Consider the following 23999-nt stretch of genomic DNA (forward strand, 5'->3'; position numbering starts at 1 on the left):
AGTTCAGCCCGGTTTTTTGTTTTGAAGCCTTCTCGTCAGGGTAAGTAAGCAGTCTGGGAAGTAGTAAATGCTACAAATGACAATCTGGTTCAGGCCCCTACCGAACCGGTATTATTATTGCTACAGGTTTGCCATACCTCGACCTGTTATGAAAAAAAACCTACTTCTCCTCCTGACCTGTTTCGTCACCCACGCTGCCCTTTCCCAAACCGAACCCGGACGGGCGCTCTGGAGCGGTAATTTTCAATTGAATGCTACCCAACTGGCGGGCGAGTACCCCAACGGCTACACGCGACGCAGCCCCCAAATTAACTTTTCGGTCAATCACGGCGTCTTTCTGCAAAACGGCTGGCTGTTGGGTTTGGCCATAAACGGATCGTATTATAAACAGATTAATGCCAACCCCATTCCGTTGAATCAATGGTACCAACGGGGCGGTTTATCGGCCTTTGTCCGCAAATACTGGGGTACCAACAACTGGCGGTTTTATGCCGGGGGTGGAGTCGGTGGAAGTCTCGACCAGTTCCGGCAGGAGACCTACGATCCTTCGACCAGCCTGAAGAGTGAAAACAGAACCAATACCTTCCAGATTGCACCCTTCACCCAGATTGGCGGAGTCTATTTTCTGAACAGCCGCTGGGGACTGGAGTTGAGTACGACGAGTACGGTTTTTCCGTTTACGTTTAGCGGTTTAACGGCGGGTCTGGTGTACATGACCGGAGCGACGGCCGCCGAGCGGGCCATTCTGGATGCGACCCCGCCGACGGTCGGGACCCAGGCCCGGGCTGGGCGGTTTACGGTCGGAGCCAGCGTGGTTTTCTCAGGCCGGACTGAAGAGGTCAATAATCGGACGGGTGAAGCCAAAAGTCTGATCGCAGCCCCGGCCATCGGCGTTTTTGTGGCCAATAACTTTCTGGTTGGGATTTCAGTGCCCATCACCTGGAATACCACATCCGGGAGCAGTCAGAGTAGCGAAACAACCATCGGTTTTGCGCCATACGTCCGCGGGTATTTATCGAACACCCGCCTGCGGCCTTACGTGGGTGCCACCTTTACGTATTCATCTTACACTTTCAAGCAGGACGATTTCCCCCGAGAACGCATCAACCACACCGCGGGTGGCACCCTGAACGGCGGGTTGGCGTATCTGCTCGGTAAGAACTTTATCGCCGAAGCCAACCTGGTAAATATCAGTTTTAGCAAACAGACCCAGAATAACGAGTTGAAAAATGGCTTGTGGTTACAGGGCGTTCAACTCACGACATCCCCGGCATTTACCGTACAATACGTATTTTGATCGATGCACAGTATTTAGCAAACGTATTCGTATGACGCGCGTTTGATGCTTTCCATACTTTCCCAAAGCGCCATGATGGCCACCTTTGAGGTTTCGATGCCGTGGGCGGTTTTGGGCAGTACGAGGCTGCTTTGCAGGGACGGAATGTTTTTTTCGGCCAGTCGGATGGTTTCGCGGGGCGGAAAGAGAAGATCGTTTTCACCCACGATCAGTTCAATATCGGTGGTGAGCCGGTGAAACTCTGTTTTTGACAACGGGGCCGGATAATCGCCCCGAAACCGGTGGTTCTTCAGGATATACAGTAAATAACTGCACACCAGCTTTCTATAAGCCGGAGGTAGCGTATGGTGTGGTGGGCAGAAAACCGCCGAATTCAGAAATCGGTCCAGGTTGGCGGGAGTCGGCCAAAGTATCGAAAGGAGGTTGTTATACAGATTATGGAGCGAAGTCGAAAACGGTTGAATACCGGCCGGATTAAGCAAAACCGCCTTCTCGATGCGTTCCGGTGAGGTCAGGCACAGCTTCAGACAAATCAAGCCCCCCAGGGAGGCTCCGGCAATGGCGGTTTTCTGAATCCCCAATCCATCGAGTACCTCGGTCGCCCAATGACCGTAGTCATCGGTTTTTACCCTCGGGCACCCGCCCTCGCTCAGACTTGGCTGTCCGTTCACATCCACAATGTAATACCGGTAGTGTTTCCGGAACGGTTGCAGGGCGTTGTCCAGATCCCAGAAAAGCCCGCAGGTTCGGGCACCCGGAAAAAAGACCACCGTCGGAGCACTGTGCAGGTGTTCGTTTGCCGCCCAAACCCGCGTCGTCCCGAAGGAGGTCGGCAGGTTCAGGCGTTCGTACGAAAAACCGTTCAGTCTCTCAATTTGCTGGTTCCATTCTTCAAGAAAAACAGCGGCCTCGGTGGGGTACCTGAAGCGGGATTCACGGTAGGGTTTCATGTCAGGTTGTATTCAGTCGATTGCTGAATAAAAGTAACCGGATTTTGAGTGGGTGTTAAAGGCTAGTTAACAACTGGGGGCGTCTAACCGATAACCGGGGCCGTTCGACCCAAAACCGGCTAAATGCGCTTACGAAATTTTAACAGTTGGCTTTTTACATATGTCGATTAATTGGCCTATCTTTTGGCCTACAACAAACCGTTCCTATGAAAAAGCTATTCCTAACCGCGAGCTTCATTGTAACTGCTTTCCTGACCAACGCCCAAACCAACAAAGGCCAGGGCATCTGGACGGGGAGTGTGTCGTTGGGATACTCGTCACAAAAGAACAAATCCGGATTCAGTGATTTTTCGAATCAGTCCTCCGCATATGGTCTCAACGTTACTCGCGGGGCATTTTTTAAAGACAATTGGCTGCTGGGCGTTGGATTAACTACCGGATTGGTAGTCAGTAATTTCCGTGGAACGGGTATAGACCGGCCTGAGTATGTAAAGTCGACGCAGTATGGCCTGGGACTGAATGGATTTGTCCGTCGGTATTGGGGATAGCAGAGGTGGCGGGTTTTTCTGGGGGGCGGTTTATCGTTAGCTTATAACCAGACGAATGTTGAAAGTAGTGTAAGCCAGCAAAACCCGGATGCCAGTTCATTCGCGCTTGCTCCGGTGCTTCAGGTGGGGGCTAATTATTACCTGACCGACCGAATCGGGCTCGAAGCATCGGCCAGTACAACCTCGTTTCCTGTAACCTTTAGCTCAGTCGGTATCGGTTTGGTCATTCTGACTGGCGTTCAGGGTACTCATCCCAATACGACCTACGAAGCGCCCCAAACCGCCAAGGGTCGTTGGGTAATTGGTGGTTCATTCAGGTTAACGACTGAAGCAGAAAAGGCTAACCTGCCGGGTAACGAACGCAGTAGCGAAACCGCCTTCAGCCTAAGTCCGTCGGTGGGCTGGTTCGTCGCCAAAAACCTGTTACTCGGGGTCTCGGTTCCCCTGGGCTTTAGCAAAACCGGAAACGATTCCGCGTTTTCGTACGGACTGACACCGTATATAAAAAAGTATATCTCCGACAATCGGTTGCGCCCGTTCGTTGGCGGAAACTTGTCCTACTTTGCGATTCGGAACAAAGGGAACGGAGCCCGTTCGACCAATCAGCAAATCGGCCTTGCGGTCGATGCCGGTTTAGCGTACCTGCTGGGAGAGCGGTTTATCGTGGAAGCCGGATTGGGAAGTGTTTATGTGAACCGACAGATTTACCCAGAAACGTCCACTTATAAATCCTGGAACGCAGGATTGTCGGCCAGCTTGCAACCCGGTTTTACCATCCAGTACGTGTTTGATTAGCGCAAACATACTCAGGTAGTTTTCAGTAACTTCATGCCAAAACCGGGTGCCGACGACGGAATGAACCGACCGTTTTCGATTTTATAATTGCCAAAATCAACATCCTCGCAGGTAGCCGGAACACCTTCAATCGTAACGGTATTTCCCAGCGCTCCGGTGAGGTGGGTGCAGTAATAGGATTTCAGTAGTTCCCCAAACGCGTGCGGTGATGACTGAATGCCCCGCTTTTTGAGTTCGGGCATCAAGGTGCGCCAGGGTGTAAAACCGTAGCCAATGATGTCCGTCAGGTGAACGTCGATGAGTTTTTGCTCTTCCAGTTCGCGCAGGAGTTGCTGATCCGGATTAGCCTCGCCGTCGGCCAGCAAGGTTTTAACGGAGCTGGTTTTCAGCCAATCGCGGAGTTTGCGGTAGTCGGCGATGGTTTCGGCAAACGGTTCCTCCACCCAGAAAAGCGGAATGTCGCCGATGCCTTTGAGGTAATCGATAATGCCGTCTACCGTAAAACCGTCGTTGCCATCGACCAGAATCTCGACATCCGGGAAGGACTTCGCCACAAGCTTTGTGACTTCAATATCCCGTTTCAGCCCTTCATCGCGGGGCATCCAGATATTGCCCCGCCCGATTTTGAGCTTAAACTGCCGGTAACCCATTTTGTAATCCTGGGCGCAGGCTTCCACGATTTTATCCATTCCGTTGGCAACGGTTTTTACCGGACCCTCTTTTGGCTCCAGTTCTTCGAAATAGATCATGCCGCTGTAGCACTTGGTTGTGATCGGCATTTTACGGCCCATCAGTTCGTAGACGGGTTTGTTGAGAATAACTCCGGCCAGATCGTGCAGCGGCACGTCAAACGGCAAAGCCTTCGGATCGGTGACGCCCGCCGAGGGTAGAAAAACATCCGAAATTCGTTTCCCTTTCAGGTAGGCCACGGATTCATCTTGCCGCCGTCCGTGCATGCCCCAGCCTTTGGCACCTTGATCGGTGGTCAGGACACAGACACTGACGTTTGGCCCGTACCCATGAATGTCTCGGCGGGCGTTTTTTCCCACAAACCGGGGCCATTTAAGTTGTACCTGGGTGTACCGGATGTCTGCTATTTTGTGATTCGCCAGTTCGCCGGTAGGTGCGCCCGAAAGCAGCCAGTGGGTGGCCTGGGAGTAGAGCGGGGCGCTCAGGAGGGCGGTCGATGCCGTGCCTTCGGTCATCCGGCGGAGGAAGTTTCTTCGTTTCATGTGGTTCAGGAATAGGAGTTTTGGGAAGCAATATAGAAATCCTTCCGTGGTTCCTTATCCTGAATGGCCTTACAACTTTAAAAAGTTACTTAATCACCTCGGCGCATTCGGCAACTTTATCGGTATTGATGTAATCGACGCCGAGTTTGGCGAGTTGTTTCCAGGCGTTTGGCGTGTCGGGAGCGGCCCAGAACCGGATCGGTTTATCCTGACTATGCGCCCGTTTGATAAACCGTTTTAACGTCTCGCGGTCCTTGTCGGGCAATCCGCCCTCGCCGTTCCAGCGTGAATAATTCTGGAACGTATCGCTGAACAGGGCCACGTGCTTGATGGTTTCGTCGTCGTAAAGTTCACTCGGTCGGCCGTCGAACAGAATATACGACGGATAATCGATCCAGTTGGCAATCGGCGGGCGGCTTCCGCTCACAACCAGTTGAATCGCCTGCGGATTCATCGCCCGGTCGAAGCAGGTGCGGTAGGGCGCCACGGCCTGCTCCAGCGCTTTGATGGCTTCAACGCCGTTTTCCTTCAAATCGATCATCAACTGGAACGTATACTTCCGGCTCTCGCTGACGGTTCCGGCCGAAAACCGGTTTTTGTTTTTGTCGAACAAGGCGGCAATGGGCTTCAAATACAGCGAATCCAGTGTACGGCCGGGTTTTATCTGGGATTTGTCGTGCGCAACGTGTAATTTACCATCGACCAGAAATACATCGGCTTCGATGGACCCGGCCCGGTGGCGAATAGCGGCCGTGAGCGGTTCCGGTTTTTCGTAATCGTTGTGGGAATGAATTTGTTGCGCAAGGGCAAACAGGCTCGGACAGAAGAGGAGAACGATCAGCGCAAAACGTTTCATGCTTTCGGGAGGAATTACGGTGACGACTGCTGACAATCGACGGGACGACCTGACCGGGCCTTTCCGGATTGACAGCCCGGAAAGACGGGAACAAAAAATGTCGGGCGGCACGGCGAACGTTTCGGGCAAAAGTAGTCGGATGATCGAATATATACTACTATTTTTGCGGCCAATCTTTTCAACCTTCGTTATTCTCAAATTCAATCCATGAATTTACTTCAAGGAAAAGTGGCGTTGATTACCGGAGCCTCGCGCGGCATCGGCCGGGCCATTGCGACTCGTTTTGCCCAGGAGGGTGCCAATATTGCTTTTACCTATCTTTCGAGCGTCGAAAAAGGACAGGCGCTGGAAGCCGAATTGGCGGCTTACGGCATCAAAGCCAGGGGTTACCGGTCCGACGCATCCGATTACAAAGCCGCCGAAGAACTGATCAGCCAAATCCTGGCCGACTTCGGTACCATCGATGCCGTGGTCAACAATGCCGGAATCACCCGCGACGGTTTGCTGATGCGGATGACCGAAGAACAATGGGATGCCGTTATCAACGTTAACTTAAAGTCGGTCTTCAACCTGACCAAAGCCGTGATCAAACCGATGATGAAAGCCAAGCAAGGCTCGATCATCAACCTGACGTCAGTGGTCGGGATTCGGGGCAATGCCGGGCAGGCCAATTATGCGGCTTCCAAGGCCGGGATCATCGGTTTTACGAAATCGGTGGCGCTGGAACTGGGTTCGCGCAACATTCGTTCGAATGCCATTGCCCCCGGTTTTATCGAAACCGAAATGACCGGCGAAATCAACGAAAAAGCCGTGGAAGAATGGAAGCAGTCGATTCCGCTCAAGCGGGGTGGACAACCGGAAGAAGTGGCCGATTGTGCCCTGTTCCTGGCTTCCGACCTGTCGCGCTACATCACCGGCCAGGTGCTGCAAGTCGACGGGGGAATGCTAACGTAGTTAAAAGTTAAAAATTAAAAGTTAAAAGTAGGCTGACGCAGTATGTGCCAACCGAACAGGTAGTCTTTTTAATTTTTAATTTTTAACTTTTAATTTTTAACTGTTTAAAATGCGCTCCGAGCTTTATTTTCAGTCGTCTCCCTGGTGGTTGCTGGTTTGTCTGGCCGTGGGGGCCGCGTATGCGTATGCGTTGTATCAGCCCAATTCGGGCTGGAGCCAGCGGATGAATCTGTCACTGGCGGCTTTCCGGTTTCTGGTGGTCAGTCTGGTTTGCTTTCTGTTGCTGAATCCGCTGATCCGGAGCGTCCAGACAATTACCGAAAAACCGAAAGTGGTGCTGGCCATCGATAACTCGGAGTCGATGACCGTGGCCGGAAAAGCTCAGCTTGACCGGGCGCTGGAAGCTGCCAGCCAGCTTCGCGAACGGTTGGAAGGCGAAGATATTGAAGTGGCCGTCCAGACCCTGGGCGATAGTCTGATTTCCGGTGATTTAAAGACAGTTGCGTTCAACCAGCGAACCACAGATTTGTCAAACCTGCTCGGCGGCATCCGGAATGCCTACGAGGGCCGGAACCTGACCGACGTGGTGTTGATTTCGGACGGGATTGCCAACCAGGGGCTCTCACCGACGTTTGGGCGCTACAATTTTGCGGTGCATACCGTGGGGGTAGGCGACACCATTCCGAAGCGGGATGTGCAACTGAAAGATGCCGTAGCGAACAAAATTGCGTATCTCGGCAATCAGTTTCCGATTCAGGCCGAGGTGGCGAGTTACGGTTTTCAGGGCCGGAGCGGCACCGTCGTCCTGCGGCAGAACGGTCGCGAGTTGGGCCGGCAAACCGTCAATTTCAATCAACCGGAAACGTTTCAGCAACTCACGTTTCAGACGTCTTCTGATCAGAAGGGGATGCAGCACTACGTGGTTGAGGTGTTGCCCCAGAGTGGGGAATTCAGCCCGCGTAATAACCGTCGGGACGTGTACATTGATATCATTGATGGGAAAGAAAAAATTCTGCTGCTCGCTCTGAGTCCACACCCCGACATTAAAGCGTTACGGAGCATCATTGAGAAAAACCAGAATTATGAACTGGATATCCGGACCGTCAACGGCGGCAATTCGGACATTCCTGATAAAGCGTATGACCTGGTGATTTTGCACCAGTTGCCCGACAACCAGAATGCGGGGGCCTCTGTTGTGCAGCGGGCCTTGCAAAAAAACACCCCGGTGCTGTTTGTGCTCGGCAATCAGTCGGGCCTTCAGGCCTTGAACAACCTGAATCCGGTGATGCAAATCGTGGCCGGAGGGGGGCAAACCGACAAAGTGACGGGGCGGTTCAATCCGGATTACCGGCAACTGAACCTCGACGCCCAGAAGCTTTCGTTGCTGGATCGTCTGCCGCCGATGCTGGTACCGTTTGGCGATTATAAATTGTCGCCTGGCAGTGAGGTGGTGCTGTGGCAGCAGGTGGGCAGCGTCCGGACGAGCAAACCATTGTTGGCCATCAACAGCAGTAGTACGCGCAAAGCCGCCGTGCTGGCAGGCGAAGGGCTGTGGGAGTGGCGACTCGAAGAGTTTGCCCTGACCGACAACCAGGCCGTGATTGACGAATTGCTCCAGAAGGTGATGCAGCTCGTTTCGATCAAGGAAGACCGGCGGAAGCTCCGAGTGTATCCGGTCCGCAACGAATTCCTGGCGGGCGAAAAAGTGACGTTCGAAACCGAGATGTATAACGATATATACGAGAAGTTATACGACCGCCCGGTTCGGCTGGAAATTACGAACGAGCGTGCCGTGCCGCGCAGTTTCAATTACACCCCGACAGCCAGCAATTCCCGGTTTGAGGTCAGTAATCTGCCCGAAGGCGTTTATCGGTTCCGGGCAACGGCTTCGCTCAACGGTCGGGCCGAGGTGGCCACGGGCGAGTTTATCGTTCGGGAGCAGCAGTTTGAAGCCATCAACACCACCGCGGATCACCTGATGCTCCGGCAATTATCCCAGCAAACCGGCGGGCGGTTTTACAATGCATCGACGCTGAATGCGCTGGCCGACGACCTGGTGAGCCGCAAACCTACGGGACGGCTGACGAGCAATGAAGCCTTAAACGAACTCATCAATTTACGCTGGCTCTTTTTCCTGATTGTTCTTTTGATCAGTGTAGAATGGGGCCTGCGCAAGTATCATGGCGCGTATTAACCGGAGGAAAAATAGAAGCCAAAGCGGCTGGCGGTTTATACTGTTACTTTCGCTCTTTCATTCTTTCGCTCTTTCGCTTTTCGGCCAGGACAGCACCCGTCGGACAGACGAGCCGTGTTACCGTTGTCGGCTTCGCGGTCTCATCATCGGCGAAACGGTGGTGTATGCGGGAACGCTTTACGGACTCAGCCGGGCCTGGTACAACAACCCGCTAACGAATTTCAAGTTTTTCAACGACAACGCCGAGTGGTTGCAGCTTGACAAGGTTGGCCATATGGTTACTGCGTATCAGATTACGCGTCTGTCGGCCGAAGCGTATCGCTGGGCGGGCCTTTCCGATCGAAAAGCTGCGCTCTATGCCGGGCTGACAGGCGTTATTTTCCAGACGCCCATCGAAATTCTGGACGGTTTTTCGCCTGAATACGGTTTTTCAGTAGGCGATATGATTGCTAATATTGCAGGTCCGGCCTTGTATGCGGGGCAGTACCTGGCCTGGGGAGAGTTGCGCATTCAGCCGAAATTCTCGTTCCATTATACCCGACTGGCGAAGGAACGGCCTAATCTGCTGGGAAAAAACTGGAATGATCGCTGGCTGAAGGATTACAACGGACAGACCTACTGGCTTTCGGTCAATCCGTCGACCTTTGCGGGGCGGGAATCGAAGTTTCCGAAATGGCTGAACGTCGCGGTGGGGTACGGGATTCACGATATGGTAGCGGCCGAAAAGGACAAAAGTATCGAGATGGGGTTTCGTCCCTACCGGCAGTATTATCTGTCGCTGGATGTCGACTTTACTCGTATCAAAACCCGGAGCAAAACTTTAAAAACGGTCTTTTTTTTATTGAATACCTTGAAAATGCCCGCCCCCTCACTCGAATTCAATAGTCGGAACGGGTTGCGTTTCCACGCAATTTATTACTAACGTACCTGTTACGTACCCCCGGACTTCAGTCCGTGTGAGCTGGTATATCCAGAAGTTGCTATTAACTCACCCGGACTGAAGTCCGGGGGTACGGGACGGATACGATACACATTACAAACATGAACATTGGAGATAAAGTCAGAATGCTACGGGCGAAGGAACAGGGCGTCGTTACCCGGTTTTTGCCCGGCAATCAGGTAGAAATTGAAATTGAAGACGGATTCCGGATTCCGGTTCTGCGTTCGGAGATAGTGGTGGTTTCGCCGATGGAAGCCGCACGCTTCCAGCAGGAACCGGGTTTTGAAGTCCAGAAAACCGTAAAGCCCGAAATCATCGGAAACGTCGGCATTTACCTGGCTTTCGTCGAACTCAGCGAGCGCGGGGGCGTACGGGAAGTGGAAGTGTATTTGGCCAACAATACCGACTGGGACTTACCGTATTCCATCGGAGAAGAACGGGAAGCCCGCTATACGGGTTTGCACACCGGTATTCTGAAAGCGCGATCGGTTACGAAATTGCCCCAGCGCTATTCCATGTCGACTTTTGAAAACTGGCCGACGTTTTTGATTCAGGCGTTGTGGCACCGGCTCGGAGGTACGGCCCTGCGCGCTCCCCTGATCAAACGGATTAAGTGCCGGGCACAAACATTCCAGACCAATACCAAATCGATTCCCGTGCTAAACCAGACCGGGCATCTTTATCAGTTGGACGTTGAGGAACCGGTCCAGCCAGAGCCTGCCAAACCGCAACCGGCGAAGTCGGTCGATGCACAGGCCCTGCGTGAAAGTTTGCTGGGTGCGACGGAAAAGAAAGCAGAGACACCCGTCGAACGGCCGTCGGCAATTATTGATCTGCATATCAACAAGCTGTTGCCCAACGGTTTTGGCAGCCGAACCAACACGGAACTGCTGGAGGTACAGTTGCAGGAATTTGAACGGAACCTGGAAAATGCCATTGCCAGCGGCATGGATGACATTACGTTTATCCACGGGGTCGGCAATGGTGTTTTGCGGAATGAGTTGCACCGTCGGCTGGGCAAAAATCCGGGGGTTTCCTATTTTGAAGACGCCCAGAAGGAAAAATTTGGCTATGGCGCGACCAAGGTTAAGATTAAATAAAAATATTTTCACTACATTGACGCCTATCCGCAGTCTGTTGCTGCTGTTGCTGCTTGTTCAGGCATGCAAACCGTCCACAACCACCAACCCCAAAGCGCCCAAAGCCGCTTACTCGGTTACAAAAATGGAGGTACAGAACGACAAATTTTTATCGACTGTCAACATTCCTGTATCCATTGCGCTGGCGGATGTCGAGCGGCAGATCAACAGTCAGGTCAATGGCCTGATTTACGAAGATAATAGCCTGATTGACAACGACAACGATCAGTTCATGATCAAAGTCTGGAAGCAGGCACCCATTCGGGTAACGGCGCAGGATAGTCTGTTTTATTTCCAGGTTCCGTTGAAAATCTGGGCAAAAGCCGGGCTGAAAGTGCTCGGGTTTACGCAGTTCCAGGAAACGGATTTTGAGCTTGTCATCAAGTTTGCAACCCGGTTTTCCGTTGAGCGCGACTGGACCGCCCATACCCAAACCACCGCCCAGGGCTACGACTGGGTGCGAAAACCGGCCTTGAAAATAGCCGGTTTGGAGATACCCGTCACCGGCATCGTCGGTCGGTTGATCGACAAAAACCTCGGCAAGGTGACGAAAGCCCTCGATGAGCAGGTTCAGAAACAGATCGACCTGCGGACGCCCGTTCTGAAAGCCTGGAACCTGATTCGACAGCCGTATCTGATTTCTGATAAATACCGAACCTGGTTGCTGGTAGTACCCAAGCGGATTCTGATCACCCCTTTTCAGTTCGAGCGCGGAGCCATCCGCTCGACCATCGGGATTGAAGGGTACACGCTCACCCAAACCGGGATAAAACCGGATGTGAAGCCCGCCAGCACCATTCCCGAACTGGTTGTCTCAAAAGACATTCCACATCAGTTCCGGATTGGTTTACTGAGCGAAGCAACCTATGCCGAAGCCGCTAAATTGGTATCGCAGGAGTTTGTAGGGCAGTTGTACGAGTTTCGCGACGGGCGGTATAAAATCACGATCACCGGGATTGATTTATACGGACAGAACAACAACCTGATCATCAAGGCCGATTTGCGGGGGAGTATCAACGGGGCAATCTACCTGCGCGGACAGCCGTTTTACGATGCCCAAACCCGGACGATTTCCCTGCGGGACCTGCATTATGACCTGGATACGAAAAACATTCTGTACAAAACCGCCAGTTGGCTCTTGCAGGGAAGTTTCGCGCGGACCCTCGAAAAGCAACTGACCATTCCGGTGGGCAACCAGATTGACGAAGCCAGGGCGTCGCTTCAAAACAAGTTAACGAACAATCAGGTGGCCAAAGGAGTTGTTATCAACGGCAAACTTGAACAAGTTTCGCCCGATCAGGTTTATTTAACATCAGAATCGATGCTGGCCGTGGTGTATGCGACCGGGAAAATCGATTTGAAGGTCGAAGGATTGTAGTTTGACCCGGATTTACGTAGTTTTTTAGACAATAGGCTCGAAAAATTTGCAGTTTTTTGATGTCTGGTTTTTAAAGAACCTAAGTATTTATAGATTTGCGGTGTTCACGGAATGGCAACCGACGCGAGGTAAATTGTCTTATCGCTCCGGGACGTATAAACGGAACGGGGAGGAAAGTCCGGACAGCGTAGAGTACCATACTTCCTAACGGGAAGGCAGCCAACGGGAAACGCCTGGCGCCGTACGGTTGGCTGACAGACAGTGCCACAGAAAAGATACCGCCGAAGCCGGTTTTGGCCGCTTCGGTAAGGGTGAAATGGTAGGGTAAGAGCCTACCGCCCGGCTGGTGACAGGCGGGGCAGGGTAAACCTTATGGGCTGAAAGATCAAATAGGCATCGGAAGGGGGCTACTCGTTCCTGTAGTTCCGGACTCGTCCGGGATGATGCCGATGCGGGTAGATCGATAGAGTTTCGGAGTGATCCGGAATCGAGATAAATGATAAGACCCGGATGGGTTGTTTCGGCAACCAGCCCGGTGACAGAATCCGGCTTATCGATTTACTTCGTGGCGTGTTGCCGCCGAACCCATTGCAGAAGTTTTTGAAACGGTCTGCCGTATTTCTGGTTACCGTGTTGGATTGTTCAACGTAAAAGGCTTATGAATTAAACCTGAGTTCTCATGAAGAAAATTTCCATTTTTGCTTCTCTGACGCTTCTGTTGCTGACGCAAGCTGTCGGGTATGCCCAAACTGACACCACCACCCGCACCACCGACGGAACATCCACCCGCAATCGCTCGTATGAAGGCGATTACAAGATGAACACCTGGTCAGTCACGGTTACACCCGCACTGACCCGCTTCTTCGGTGATCTCGACAATTACGGTTTTTATAAGGCTTTTCCGGAACAAGGACCCCGGCAAAAAATCACGGGTGCGGTAGGTGTATCCATCAATAAGCAGTTGACGCACCTGTTTGGCGCTTCCGCCGAATTTAACATCGGTTCATTGCGCGGCTCGAAGCAGGCACTTTACAATGCCTGGTTCCGGTCCAACTTCCTGCAAGGAACGTTGAACGCTAACGTCAACATGAAATCCCTGCTGTTCGGCACACGGAAACTGAAACGCTGGAAATGGGACATTCAGGCGGGTGCCGGTTTGATGTGGTTCGATACCCGGGTTTATGACCTGACGACCGACCAGATGATTCGTTACTCGAACGACCGGCGCGACTATAGCTCTGTAACCCAGGGACGTTGGGAAGCCGATGGGTCGGTGTATACCCGCGAATTTGTCTTCCCCGTTGGAACCGCACTCCATTATGAACTGACGCCCCGGCTGGATCTTGGCCTGGATGCAACGCTTTATAACGTCAACACCGAAAAACTGGATATGACCGTCGGTGGTGTCGATAACTCGAATCCGGCTAACGTGTACGGCTGGCGCCGGGGTGATTCGGGTCTTGACAAATGGGCACGGCTGGGTCTTTCAATTACCTATAAAATTGGTAAGAGCGCCGTTAAAGTGGGGAAAGATGGTGTCTACGATCCGTCGAAAGGCCGTTATCACCTGCGCTGGGCGGATCCGAAAGACCTGATCAAGGAACCGTATAACCCCACGATGAATGATGCCGACTCGATTGCGAAAGCCAATATGCCGAAACCGGTCGATCCGCGTCTGTACACGGATTCCGATAACGACGGTGTAGCCGACCTGTTCGACAAAGAAGCTAACACGCCCGCCGGTAGCATCGTTTCCGGTGCCGGTGTTGCCATGAATCTCGACAGCATCATCAGCTCAATTCTGCGCGGCAAATTTGCTCCGGAATGTGAAGCCCTGTTCAGCAACATTGAGTTCGATACCGACAAAGCCACGATCCGTCCGGCTTCGCAGGACATCCTGAAGAAAGTAATCGAACTGCTAAACGTGAAAACCAACTGCGGAATCATTCTGGTGGGCCACGCCGATTACCGGGCTTCCTACGGCTACAACGTTCAATTGTCGAAACGCCGGGTGGATGCCGCCAAACGGTACCTGACCCGCGCCGGATTGACCGACCCCAGTCGGGTGACCGTCGAATATTACGGTGAATACCGACCGATTGCGCCCAACACCACGGGGGATAACCTCCAGCGAAACCGGCGCGTCGAAATCAAGATTGTCCCGATGAATATGCTGCGCTCGCCGTACCAGTCTGGTCAGCGGTTTGATTCCCGCGAGCCCCGCTAAGCAATAGATTTTCCTTTTGTCAAAACCCCGGCCGACGCCGGGGTTTTGTCGTTTTAAAACCTCCGGTTTTCAACTTACTCGCTGTGTTTTCATTCGTGGTACACAAGTGGAAAGTCAGAGATAAGGATACGTTTACATTTAAAATTTATCATTTGAGATTTAACATTACTTCCCTTCTTATTCACACACCATTATCTAAAAAAAGTTTGTACCTTTGCACCCTAATTCAACCGAAGGTGGGTCGTGAACCCGTTGCCTTCCAGAAAAACAAACCAATAAAATGGCAGTTAAAATTCGTTTATCGCGTCGGGGACGCAAAAAACTGGCTATTTACGACATCGTAGTGGCCGATGCCAGAGCACCACGGGATGGTCGCTTTATTGAAAAAATCGGTTCGTACAACCCCAATACCGATCCGTCGACGGTCGTTCTGAAAAGCGAGCGTGCCGTGGATTGGTTGTTGAAAGGGGCTCAGCCGACCGACACCGCCCGTTCGATTCTGTCGCACGAAGGCGTCATGCTGAAAAAACACCTGCAGGTGGGGGTCATCAAAGGGGCCATCTCACAGGAGCAGGCTGAATCGAAATTCGAAGAGTGGAAACAAGGCAAAGAAGGACGGAAACAGGGTGTTGCCGAAACCAAAGCACAGCAGCAGTCTGATGCCAAACAGGCTCGTCTGGATGCTGAGAAAAAGGTGAACGAAGCACGTGCTCAGGCTATCGCGAAGAAAAACGTGGTGGAGGAACCTGTCGCTGAAGCACCTGCCGAAGAAGAAGCTCCGGCTGCCGAAGCGCCATCTGAAGAAGGCGAAGCTCAGGCGTAAATCTTCCGTACCCACGGACTTTAGTCCGTGTGAGCTAGTATCACCTTTAAGTTGATATTAACTACTAGATTATAGAAGCTCACACGGACTAAAGTCCGTGGGTACGATGTAACAACTGACGGGAGTCTGTTTTCCGAAACAGATTTCTGTCAGTTGTTTTTTATTCAGGCTTATGCTGCTAAAACCAGAATACCAACCAAACAAAGGCGTGACAAAAGACGACTGTTTTCAACTGGGTAAAATAACCAAAACGCACGGCATTCGGGGCGAAGTGGTGTTCTTTCTGGATGTCGACATGCCGGAGTTGTACGAAACGATGGATTCGGTCCTGATTGAAATCAAAGGCGATTTGGTGCCGTATTTCATCGAATCCATCTCGGTGAACCGCAACCGGGGCATCGTGGCGCTGGAAGGCGTCGAAACGATTGAGGAAGCGCAGAAACTGGTCAATTCCGATCTATATTTGCCCCTTGATAACCTGGATGAATTGGAAGCAGGACAATTTTATTTTCACGAAATCGTCGGCTTCCGAATCCGGGACGAGAAACTGGGCGATCTGGGGACGGTCCGGACGGTCTACAACGTTCCTCCGCAGGATCTGATTGCGATGGACTACCAGGGCAAAGAAGTCCTGATTCCGGTGAACGATGACCTGACGCCCTCAGCCGATAAAGAGAATAAAATTTTGAACGTCCGGTTACCCGATGGCCTGCTGGATGTCTATCTGAATGAGCCTTCGGCGGGTCGGAAAGCGGCCGATTACGATGGGGACGAAGACGAAACCGATGAGGATTGATATTCTAACCTGCCTGCCCCGGCTGCTTGACAGCTTTTTTGCGCACTCGATTCTGCAACGGGCGCAACAGGGCGGTTTTGTGGAGGTCGTCGTTCACGATTTACGGGATTATTCGCTCGACAAACACCGGCGGGTCGATGATTATGCCTTTGGCGGTGGGGCCGGTATGGTCATGTCCATCGAGCCGATTGCCCGCTGCATTCGAGCCTTGCAGGCCGAACGGGCCTATGATGAAGTGATTTATGTAACGCCCGACGGCGAACGGTTCGACCAGCGGATGGCCAACCGGTTGTCGCTGACCCAGAACCTGATCATCCTCTGCGGCCATTACAAAGGTGTGGATGAACGAGTACGGGAAATTTTTGTGACCAAAGAAATCAGCGTGGGCGATTTTGTGCTCTCGGGCGGAGAGCTTCCCGCTGCGGTTATTTCCGACGCCATCATTCGCTTGCTCCCCGGCGTCCTGAACGACGAAACCTCGGCCCTGACGGATTCGTTCCAGGACGATCTGCTTGCGCCACCCGTCTACACCCGCCCCGCCGAATTTGAAGGGCACATGGTACCCGAAATTCTGCTCTCCGGCCACGAAGCAAAAATCAACGAGTGGCGATTTGAACAAGCCCTCGAACGGACGCGGCAACGGCGGCCCGACCTTTTACTCTGATTACAGTGATGGGAATGATATAGATGATGTTATTCTGTTCACAATATACATCATCTATATCATTCCCATCACTGTAATCACAGTCCCTGTTCCTTCTCACGGCGTCGTTGTTCCCGACGCTCCCGGCGGAGTTGCCGACGGCTTTTAGGCACTGAATCGGTTTGAACAGCGGCCCCGCTGGCGGGTTCCTGTTGAGGGGTAACAACCTCGGGCTCCTCCCGTTCCCGACCGAACACCCGACGGAAAAAGTCGTTGATACCGCCAGCACCTTCATCGGTTTCATCTCCCGGGACCATCAACGAATCGATCTCGACGGAATCAACCGGGGCAATTTCCTGCCGCAGTCCTTCGCGCAACCGTACTCCGTAAAAACCGTACGCCGTCGTATCGTACGGAATCAATCCCCGCGACGCCATAATTCGACCGATCAGCCTGAAATAGCCCCGCACATAGGTTTTTACGGAGCCATCGGGATAAAACCGGCTAAGGGTAGCTTTGGGCGACGGAACCACGTAAGACAGGAGGATACTTTCGCCAATATCGAGGTTCGATGGACTTTTGCCGAAATAGTACCGGGACGCTTCGCCAATCCCGTAAATGTTCCGGCCCCATTCGATGAAGTTCAGGTACACTTCATACATGCGTTCTTTGCTGATAATACGCTGGTTCTCAATCAACCAGACAATCAGAATTTCTTCGACTTTGCGTGACAGGGTTTTGTTCCGGTTCAGGAAGGCATTCTTGACAAACTGCATCGAAATCGTGCTGGCCCCCCGCTTGAATTTCTTGGTTTTGAAATTAGTGGCAATCGATACCCGAAATGCTTTTTCGTTGAACCCTTTGTGGGTGAAGAAGTTATAGTCTTCGGCCGTCAGAATGGCATTGCGCAGGTGGGGCGAAATCTGGTTCAGGGGTGTAAAATCCGGGTTTTCCGGACCAACAATAAATTTCCGGACCAGCTTATCTTTCTCATACACTTCATGTTCAAAGGAGCGGTTGATGCGGCTAAAATCTTCCTTGCCGAATTGCAGAATCTTGAAGCCATTGGGCGTCAGACCGGACGAAAACTCGACCGAATCGGGTAGAGCACTGTCGAGGTGCAAAACCGCATCGTATTTGAGCGTTCCGGCCACCTTCATGCCTTCCAGGGATTCAAACAGGCCCTGCGGAAATGAATCGAACAGGTCCTGGGCGTTCATCGCATCGGTATGTACTTGAACGTCATAGATTTTGACCGGCGAAAGCGTGTATTTGATAAACGGCCGTGCCTTCACTTTTCCGAGGTAAATGGTCGAGGTACTGTCGATGCCGATGTAATTCTCACCGACAAAAACATTGGCGTCCATTGCGGCATTCTCCACGACGACATCGCCCAATGCCACCGCCGGGTGGTTGATCCGGAGATTCCGAACAGCCCCAACGCCTTCGATTCTGAACTCTCCGCCGGAACTGGCTACATCACGGAGTTCGGCCCGAAGCGTGTCAGCCTGCAGTTTCAACTTGAAACGCTCTTCCAGGTACGGTAATTCGAGCGGTTTTCCGTCGGCATACAGCGAGACATTCGCTTCCTGATCGGATGCAGCGACCGTACCGGTCAGGTGCCAGACGGACTCATCGCCGTTTACCCGGATGGTGGAGGTCAATTCCTCATCGTCGATGGTGGCGGTTTCGGTCAGAAAACGAAGTTGGCGTTTCTCGTCGGTCAGCCGAAGTTCCAGATTCTTTACATCCATGTTGTCCGGAATCTTGGCCAACAGGTTATCCACCAGGTTTTCGGCGACCACCGACAGATCAACCCGGCGATTGCTCGTTTCCTGCCGGTCGAGGGAGTCTTTTTTCCGGGATTTCAGCAGAAAATCGACATTGGTAAGGCTATCGCGACGGACCACGTGAGCCAGTCCGTTTTGCAGCGTGAGTGACGAAACCGCCACCCGGCCGAATAGCAGTGGCCAGATGCTGACTCCAACTTCGGTTTTCCCGACCCGAAACAGGGTGTCGCGATCCTGCGGAACGACGGTTACATTGGAAAAAGCGACAGTGGCTAATCCGGTAAATCGGGCGTCGCCGATCGTTACATTCAGGTTGTAATCCCGTTTGGCTTTCCGAACTGCGCGTTCCAGTCCTTCTTTTAACAGGGCTTCCCGTTTGGTGAAGGCAATACCGACGCCGATCAGACCCAGCACAAATAACCCCAGAAAGACCCAGCCTGAAATAATCAGGATTCGTTTTTTGTTGAATTGCATTGTTTACTTGGCAAGTGAACCGCGGTGAGACGGCACTTCGGGTGTGGTGCAAATTTACGGCTATTTATCGAAATCCAGGTGGCAATTCCACCACCCGGTATCGAAGCGGGTGCCAAACTGCCTGTAAAAGTTGATAGCGGGCTCGTTCCAGTCGAGCACCTGCCACATCATTCCGGTGCAATTCGTCTGGTGCGCTTCTTCAACAGTCGCATCGAACAGGGCTTTTCCCAGCCCCTGCCCCCGGAAGTCTTCGTTCACAATAATATCCTCCAGGTACAGGCGTTTTCCTTTCCAGGTTGAATACCGGAAATAATATAACGACATGGCTACGATCTTGTTTTCAATTTCAGCCACCAGGACGCCAAACAGCGGGTTTTCACCAAAACCGTCTTGTAGCATTTGCTCCGGCGTATTAGTCACTTCGTGGGGGGCTTTTTCGTACAAAGCCAGTTCCTGAACCAGTTGAAACAACTGCGGAACGTCGGTGGGGAGTCCTTTTCGGATGTTCATGCGTTTAAAACTTCGTTATTCGTTATTCGATATTCGTTATTAACACTCCGCTATTCAGGTATTTAGAAATAACGAATAGCGAATATTGAATAACGAATGTTGAAATAAAAGGGTGGGGCAATCAGCCACGTTTGTCGAGATAATGTTCCCATTTTTCCAAAACCGCCCGAAAGTCATCCGGCCAGTCGGAATCAAACTGCAACCATTCGCGGGTTCGGGGGTGCTGAAAACCTAGTGATTTGGCATGAAGTGCCTGCCGGGGAATCAGCGCGAAGCAGTTCTGAACGAACGACTTGTAGGAGCCGTTGGCATTGCCTTTCAAAATCCGGTCTCCACCATACGTTGCATCGTTGAACAAGGGGTGGCCCAGGTACTGCATGTGGGCCCGAATCTGGTGAGTCCGGCCGGTTTCCAGTTTGCATTCAACAAGCGAAACATAATGCAGTGGTTTTAGCACCTTGTAATGCGTCACGGCATGCTTCCCCTGGCTACCATCGGGGTATACGGCCTGGATTTTCCGGTCACGAAGGCTGCGGCCGATATGACCCCGAATGGTGCCTTCGGCTTCTTTGGGCTCCCCCCAGACCAGGGCGTGGTAAGTTCGTTCGATGGTATGCTCGAAGAACTGCCGCGCCAGGTGCGCCATCGCAAACTCGGTTTTGGCAATCACCATCAGGCCCGACGTGTCTTTATCAATCCGGTGAACCAGACCGGGGCGGATGCTGCCGTTGCGCGAGGTGGGCAGATTCTGAAAGTGATACACCAGCGCGTTGACCAGCGTACCGCTCCAGTTGCTGTAGGCCGGATGCACAACCATACCGGCCGGTTTGTTCAACACCAGCAGTTCGTCGTCTTCGTAAACAATTGTCAGGGGAATGTTTTCCGGCAGAATGTCCGTTTCGCGGGGTGGGTGAGGCAACGAAACCGTCACCACGTCGCGCGGCTTAACTTTGTAGCTGGCCTTGATCACATTCCCGTTGACTTTAACGGACTCTGAGTCAATCGCAGTCTGCACCTTGGTTCGGGTAGCATTCGGCAGGCGCTCGGTCAGAAACCGGTCGAGCCGCATCAGGTTCTGACCGGGGTCGACCACGATGCGGTAATGTTCGTATAACTCGTCTTCGTCCGGGTCGGCCAGGATCGGTTCCTCGTCAGGACGGGGATCATGTTCAAGGGGTAACATCCTGCAAAAGTACCAATGAATAAGATGTTTTAGCGAACGGTCACCGGTTTTTGTTACGTTTTGCAGTGACATGAGTATTTTTGTTCCGTCAAAATACAACAACGGAATACAACCTGAACATGATGGAGACAAATATCCCACCCAAAAAGTGGCCTTATGGGGCTACGTGCTTAAAATTTGCTGGAATCTTATCCGCTATGCTGTTGACAGTCAGCGCCTGTGAAACCGCCGAAACCGTTCGTCCGGAAACACCTTTTGACGGTATTTATACTGTTCAGGAGGCCCAGCCTGCGGACCATTACCTGCTTACGCTGAAGAAAAGCACCGACAAAACCGGCACGTATTCCATTGAAAACCTAGCGAACCTGGTGAAGGGCCCCCTGGAAGCCCAGGTTTCCGGGAGCCACCTGGTTATTAAAGATCAGGCCTATACCAACTACTTAGGCGACAAATACATCATCACCGGCGATGGGAAAATGGCGGGCGACATCCTGATTTTGCACTACAACATCAAGGGGCATAACGGGTACGAAGGCGCGGTTTTTGCCAAAAAGCAGGTGGATGGCAACTAGCCGTTTGTACTGAATTGCTGGAAAAAACACAACCCTCCCGTTTGCAGTTTTTACCCAATCCGTTTCCGGAGCCGGTTCCGTATCGGCTTTTTCTGAAACGGGATGATGAACTGCATCCGCAGATTTCGGGCAACAAGTGGCGCAAGTTGTACTACAATTTATTGGAAGCCAAAAGGTTGGGTTACCACTCGCTGCTGACTTACGGTGGCGCCTATTCCAATCACCTCTACGCCGTGGCTGCTGCCGGGCAGGAATGCGGTTTTTCAACCATTGGCGTCGTCCGGGGTGAAGACCACCGCGATCGGGATAACCCGACGCTGGTCTTTGCCCGTTCACAGGGCATGCACCTGCATTTCATCACGCGCCAACAGTACCGAAACCGCACGGATGCGGTTTTTCAGAACGAGCTTCGGGAGCGGTTTGGCGGTTTTTACGAATTGCCGGAAGGCGGTACCAACGAACTGGCTATTCGGGGTACGGCGGAAATTATACCGGAAATTTTACAACAAGTCGACCAACAGCCGGATTTTATCTGTTGTGCCGTCGGAACGGGGGGGACGTTGGCCGGGTTGGAGCGATCGGCCCCGGATGGTCTGACGGTCCTCGGTTTTTCGGCCCTCAAAGGCTTTTTGCCCGATGCCCATCCCAGGGCCGAGGTGCTAACGGAGTATCATTTCGGCGGTTATGCCAAAACAACTCCGGAGTTACTAGCTTTCATTCGTAGTTTTGAGCAAAAAACTGGCGTTCGGCTGGAGCAGGTCTATACCGGAAAGATGCTGTACGGTCTGTATGATCTGGGCCGGAAGGGCTTCTTTCCACCTGAAAGTACCGTCGTGGCCATTCACACGGGTGGCTTACAGGGCCGCAGCCCGGCGTTGGATGGCTAATTCTCCGACACACTTCGTTACCGCGCGGGCGGCCCCGTCGGTGTTCGATATTAAAACTTTGGAATCAATATCGAATAATGAATATCGAACACCGACGGGGCCGCCCGCGCGGTAACGAAGTTTAAAAAACCGTAAACCGAAAAATGAGTAAGTTTGGGCTCGCAAGCACAACTAGCATGAGAATTGTATTCATTACCCAGGACGAACCATTCTACCTCGCCAAAAATCTCGATTACCTCATCAAAAAATTGCCGCCTTACGCCAAAGTCGTCGGAACCGTCGTCGCCGATGTGTCGCCGTTCGGCAAGCGGGAAACGTTTACGGAGAAAGCAAAAAAAACCTACGATATCTTCGGATTGCCGTTTTTTCTGCGTTACGGCCTAAAATTCGTAACCTCTAAATTAAGTAAGGAGAACAGCGTGAAGTATGTGCTGGAAAAGCACCAGGTGCCGCTGATTCAGTTGGAAAACAACATCAACAAGCCGGATAGTTTGGAAAAAATCCGGAGCTATCAGCCGGATTTGCTGATTTCCATTCTTGGGAATCAGATTTTTAAACGTCCCTTGCTGGACCTGGCACCGAAAGGCTGTCTGAACCTGCACACGGCGCTGCTGCCCAAATATCGGGGACTGATGCCCTCGTTCTGGGTGTTGAAAAACAACGAAAAATACACCGGCGTGTCGGTTTTCTTTGTGGATGAAGGCATCGATAGCGGCCCGATTCTGGTGCAGAAAAAGGTGGAAATCGGGAACCGGTCGCAGGCCGAACTGATTGAATACACCAAACAACTCGGAATGGATTGTATTGTCGAATCGGTCGAGAAAATCCACTCGGGCAAGTACGAACTGATTGACAACGATGCGTCGCAGATGACGTATTTTTCATTTCCGACGCGGGAAGACGTGAAAGCCTTTTTAGCCGCCGGAAAGCGTTTTTATTGATGAATATCCTGACATTCGATATTGAAGAGTGGTTTCACCTGCTCGACAACCCGACGACCCGCACCGAGCAGGATTGGAGCCGGTTCGACTCCCGGATTCACCACAACATGGACCGAATTTTCCGGCTTCTGGACGAAACCAACACCCGGGCCACGTTTTTCTGCCTCGGCTGGGTGGCCCGCAAATACCCCGACGTGATCCGCCGGATCGACGAGGCCGGGTACGAAATCGGCACGCACTCGGACCTGCATCAATTGGCCTACGAACAATCGCCGACCGAATACCGGGCCGATCTGGAACGGTCGGTAAAGTCGTTGCAGGATGTGATCGGTAAAAAAGTGCGTTCCTACCGCGCTCCCGGTTTTTCGATCAAGGAACAAAACCGCTGGGTGTTTCCTTACCTGGTCGAGATGGGTATCGAGGTCGATTGCTCGATGTTTCCGGCCCGCCGGGCGCACGGGGGCGACTCGTCGTTTGGCATTGCCGAACCGTGTTACATCGACGTCAACGGATCGTTGCTGAAGGAATTCCCGATCAATACTGTCGAGGTCATGGGCAAAGACCTGATCTTTTCGGGGGGCGGTTATTTCCGGCTGTTTCCGTTGCGGCTGCTGCGGCATTTCATGCGCCAGTCGCCCTACGTGATGACTTATTTTCATCCCCGCGACTTCGATCCCGACCAACCGATGGTGCCCGGCCTTAGCCGGACGCGGCAATTTAAATCCTACTACGGGCTGGCGGGCTGCTGGGACAAACTGAAGCAATTGTTGCTCGAATACGAATTTATCGACCTGGCCGAAGCCGAACGACGGGTCAACTGGTCGGACAACCGGATTCAGCGGTTCAACGTGACGATTTGACAGACACTAA

Annotated in this window: 22 protein-coding genes and 1 other RNA gene; 17 read left to right on the forward strand and 6 right to left on the reverse strand. The window is 52.4% G+C overall.

Going from position 1 to position 23999, the window contains the following annotated elements; genetic code table 11:
• Window positions 1-148 precede the first annotated feature (148 nt).
• Window positions 149-1297 carry a hypothetical protein gene (locus ACO2Q8_RS09330; RefSeq protein ID WP_423344527.1) on the forward strand — a complete coding sequence of 383 codons (1149 nt, stop codon included), beginning with the start codon at window positions 149-151 and terminating at the stop codon, window positions 1295-1297.
• A gap of 14 nt (window positions 1298-1311) precedes the next feature.
• Here ACO2Q8_RS09330 and ACO2Q8_RS09335 read toward each other — a convergent pair whose 3' ends face one another.
• On the reverse strand, window positions 1312-2247 hold the full coding sequence (locus ACO2Q8_RS09335) for an alpha/beta fold hydrolase (RefSeq protein WP_423344528.1): 936 nt from the start codon (window positions 2245-2247) through the stop codon (window positions 1312-1314).
• A 206-nt stretch (window positions 2248-2453) separates the two neighbouring features.
• Between ACO2Q8_RS09335 and ACO2Q8_RS09340 the strand changes: the two genes are divergently transcribed.
• Window positions 2454-2795 (forward strand): hypothetical protein, encoded by a 342-nt coding sequence (locus tag ACO2Q8_RS09340; RefSeq protein WP_423344529.1) that lies wholly within the window; start codon window positions 2454-2456, stop codon window positions 2793-2795.
• 114 nt (window positions 2796-2909) lie between these two features.
• On the forward strand, window positions 2910-3590 hold the full coding sequence (locus ACO2Q8_RS09345) for a hypothetical protein (protein WP_423344530.1): 681 nt from the start codon (window positions 2910-2912) through the stop codon (window positions 3588-3590).
• A gap of 11 nt (window positions 3591-3601) precedes the next feature.
• Here the strand turns inward: ACO2Q8_RS09345 and ACO2Q8_RS09350 are convergent, their stop codons facing one another.
• The gene (locus ACO2Q8_RS09350; protein WP_423344531.1) at window positions 3602-4822 is read right to left on the reverse strand and encodes an enolase C-terminal domain-like protein; all 1221 of its coding nucleotides are present in this window, start codon (window positions 4820-4822) and stop codon (window positions 3602-3604) included.
• Between the two features lie 85 nt (window positions 4823-4907).
• Window positions 4908-5678, reverse strand: coding sequence for a phosphatidylinositol-specific phospholipase C/glycerophosphodiester phosphodiesterase family protein (locus ACO2Q8_RS09355; RefSeq protein ID WP_423344532.1), 771 nt, complete (start codon window positions 5676-5678; stop codon window positions 4908-4910).
• A 207-nt stretch (window positions 5679-5885) separates the two neighbouring features.
• On the opposite strand from ACO2Q8_RS09355, the gene fabG reads away from it, so the two are divergent.
• The 10 genes from fabG (at window position 5886) to trmD (ending at window position 16793) form a co-directional block, all read left to right on the forward strand.
• Window positions 5886-6632 carry a 3-oxoacyl-[acyl-carrier-protein] reductase gene (gene fabG / locus ACO2Q8_RS09360; RefSeq protein WP_423344533.1) on the forward strand — a complete coding sequence of 249 codons (747 nt, stop codon included), beginning with the start codon at window positions 5886-5888 and terminating at the stop codon, window positions 6630-6632.
• A 109-nt stretch (window positions 6633-6741) separates the two neighbouring features.
• The gene (locus ACO2Q8_RS09365; RefSeq protein ID WP_423344534.1) at window positions 6742-8826 is read left to right on the forward strand and encodes a VWA domain-containing protein; all 2085 of its coding nucleotides are present in this window, start codon (window positions 6742-6744) and stop codon (window positions 8824-8826) included.
• On the forward strand, window positions 8813-9748 hold the full coding sequence (locus ACO2Q8_RS09370) for a DUF2279 domain-containing protein (RefSeq protein ID WP_423344535.1): 936 nt from the start codon (window positions 8813-8815) through the stop codon (window positions 9746-9748). The genes ACO2Q8_RS09365 and ACO2Q8_RS09370 overlap by 14 nt, the downstream gene beginning before the upstream one ends.
• 119 nt (window positions 9749-9867) lie before the next feature.
• Window positions 9868-10866: a Smr/MutS family protein gene (locus ACO2Q8_RS09375; RefSeq protein ID WP_423344536.1), complete on the forward strand. Its 999-nt coding sequence runs from the start codon at window positions 9868-9870 to the stop codon at window positions 10864-10866.
• 16 nt (window positions 10867-10882) lie between these two features.
• Window positions 10883-12283: a DUF4403 family protein gene (locus ACO2Q8_RS09380; RefSeq protein WP_423344537.1), complete on the forward strand. Its 1401-nt coding sequence runs from the start codon at window positions 10883-10885 to the stop codon at window positions 12281-12283.
• Window positions 12284-12408: 125 nt separating this feature from the next.
• Window positions 12409-12852, forward strand: an RNA gene (rnpB, locus tag ACO2Q8_RS09385) — RNase P RNA component class A.
• Between the two features lie 110 nt (window positions 12853-12962).
• The gene (locus ACO2Q8_RS09390; RefSeq protein WP_423344538.1) at window positions 12963-14510 is read left to right on the forward strand and encodes an OmpA family protein; all 1548 of its coding nucleotides are present in this window, start codon (window positions 12963-12965) and stop codon (window positions 14508-14510) included.
• 280 nt (window positions 14511-14790) lie between these two features.
• Entirely contained in the window at window positions 14791-15333 is a 543-nt protein-coding gene (locus tag ACO2Q8_RS09395; RefSeq protein ID WP_423344539.1) for a 30S ribosomal protein S16, read from the forward strand.
• A 208-nt stretch (window positions 15334-15541) separates the two neighbouring features.
• Window positions 15542-16129 (forward strand): ribosome maturation factor RimM, encoded by a 588-nt coding sequence (gene rimM, locus ACO2Q8_RS09400; protein WP_423344540.1) that lies wholly within the window; start codon window positions 15542-15544, stop codon window positions 16127-16129.
• Window positions 16119-16793, forward strand: coding sequence for a tRNA (guanosine(37)-N1)-methyltransferase TrmD (gene trmD / locus ACO2Q8_RS09405; protein WP_423344541.1), 675 nt, complete (start codon window positions 16119-16121; stop codon window positions 16791-16793). The genes rimM and trmD overlap by 11 nt, the downstream gene beginning before the upstream one ends.
• Before the next feature lie 77 nt (window positions 16794-16870).
• On the opposite strand, the gene ACO2Q8_RS09410 is transcribed toward trmD, so the two are convergent.
• The 3 genes from ACO2Q8_RS09410 to ACO2Q8_RS09420 all read right to left on the reverse strand — a co-directional run bounded on the left by ACO2Q8_RS09410 (window position 16871) and on the right by ACO2Q8_RS09420 (window position 20729).
• Window positions 16871-19036: a transglycosylase domain-containing protein gene (locus ACO2Q8_RS09410; RefSeq protein ID WP_423344542.1), complete on the reverse strand. Its 2166-nt coding sequence runs from the start codon at window positions 19034-19036 to the stop codon at window positions 16871-16873.
• A 60-nt stretch (window positions 19037-19096) separates the two neighbouring features.
• A complete protein-coding gene (locus tag ACO2Q8_RS09415) occupies window positions 19097-19546 on the reverse strand; it encodes a GNAT family N-acetyltransferase (protein ID WP_423344543.1) in 450 nt (149 codons plus the stop codon).
• A 121-nt stretch (window positions 19547-19667) separates the two neighbouring features.
• A complete protein-coding gene (locus ACO2Q8_RS09420) occupies window positions 19668-20729 on the reverse strand; it encodes an RluA family pseudouridine synthase (RefSeq protein WP_423344544.1) in 1062 nt (353 codons plus the stop codon).
• Window positions 20730-20926: 197 nt separating this feature from the next.
• Between ACO2Q8_RS09420 and ACO2Q8_RS09425 the strand changes: the two genes are divergently transcribed.
• From ACO2Q8_RS09425 to ACO2Q8_RS09440, 4 genes are all read left to right on the forward strand, one after another.
• Window positions 20927-21301: a hypothetical protein gene (locus ACO2Q8_RS09425; RefSeq protein ID WP_423344545.1), complete on the forward strand. Its 375-nt coding sequence runs from the start codon at window positions 20927-20929 to the stop codon at window positions 21299-21301.
• 14 nt (window positions 21302-21315) lie between these two features.
• Window positions 21316-22188: a 1-aminocyclopropane-1-carboxylate deaminase/D-cysteine desulfhydrase gene (locus tag ACO2Q8_RS09430; protein WP_423344546.1), complete on the forward strand. Its 873-nt coding sequence runs from the start codon at window positions 21316-21318 to the stop codon at window positions 22186-22188.
• A 176-nt stretch (window positions 22189-22364) separates the two neighbouring features.
• Window positions 22365-23129 carry a methionyl-tRNA formyltransferase gene (locus ACO2Q8_RS09435; RefSeq protein WP_423344547.1) on the forward strand — a complete coding sequence of 255 codons (765 nt, stop codon included), beginning with the start codon at window positions 22365-22367 and terminating at the stop codon, window positions 23127-23129.
• Window positions 23129-23989 (forward strand): polysaccharide deacetylase family protein, encoded by an 861-nt coding sequence (locus tag ACO2Q8_RS09440; protein ID WP_423344548.1) that lies wholly within the window; start codon window positions 23129-23131, stop codon window positions 23987-23989. Before ACO2Q8_RS09435 ends, ACO2Q8_RS09440 begins: the two co-directional genes overlap by 1 nt.
• The last annotated feature ends 10 nt before the right edge of the window (window positions 23990-23999 follow it).

Source organism: Larkinella sp. VNQ87 (assembly GCF_049445795.1).
GTDB lineage: Bacteria > Bacteroidota > Bacteroidia > Cytophagales > Spirosomataceae > Larkinella.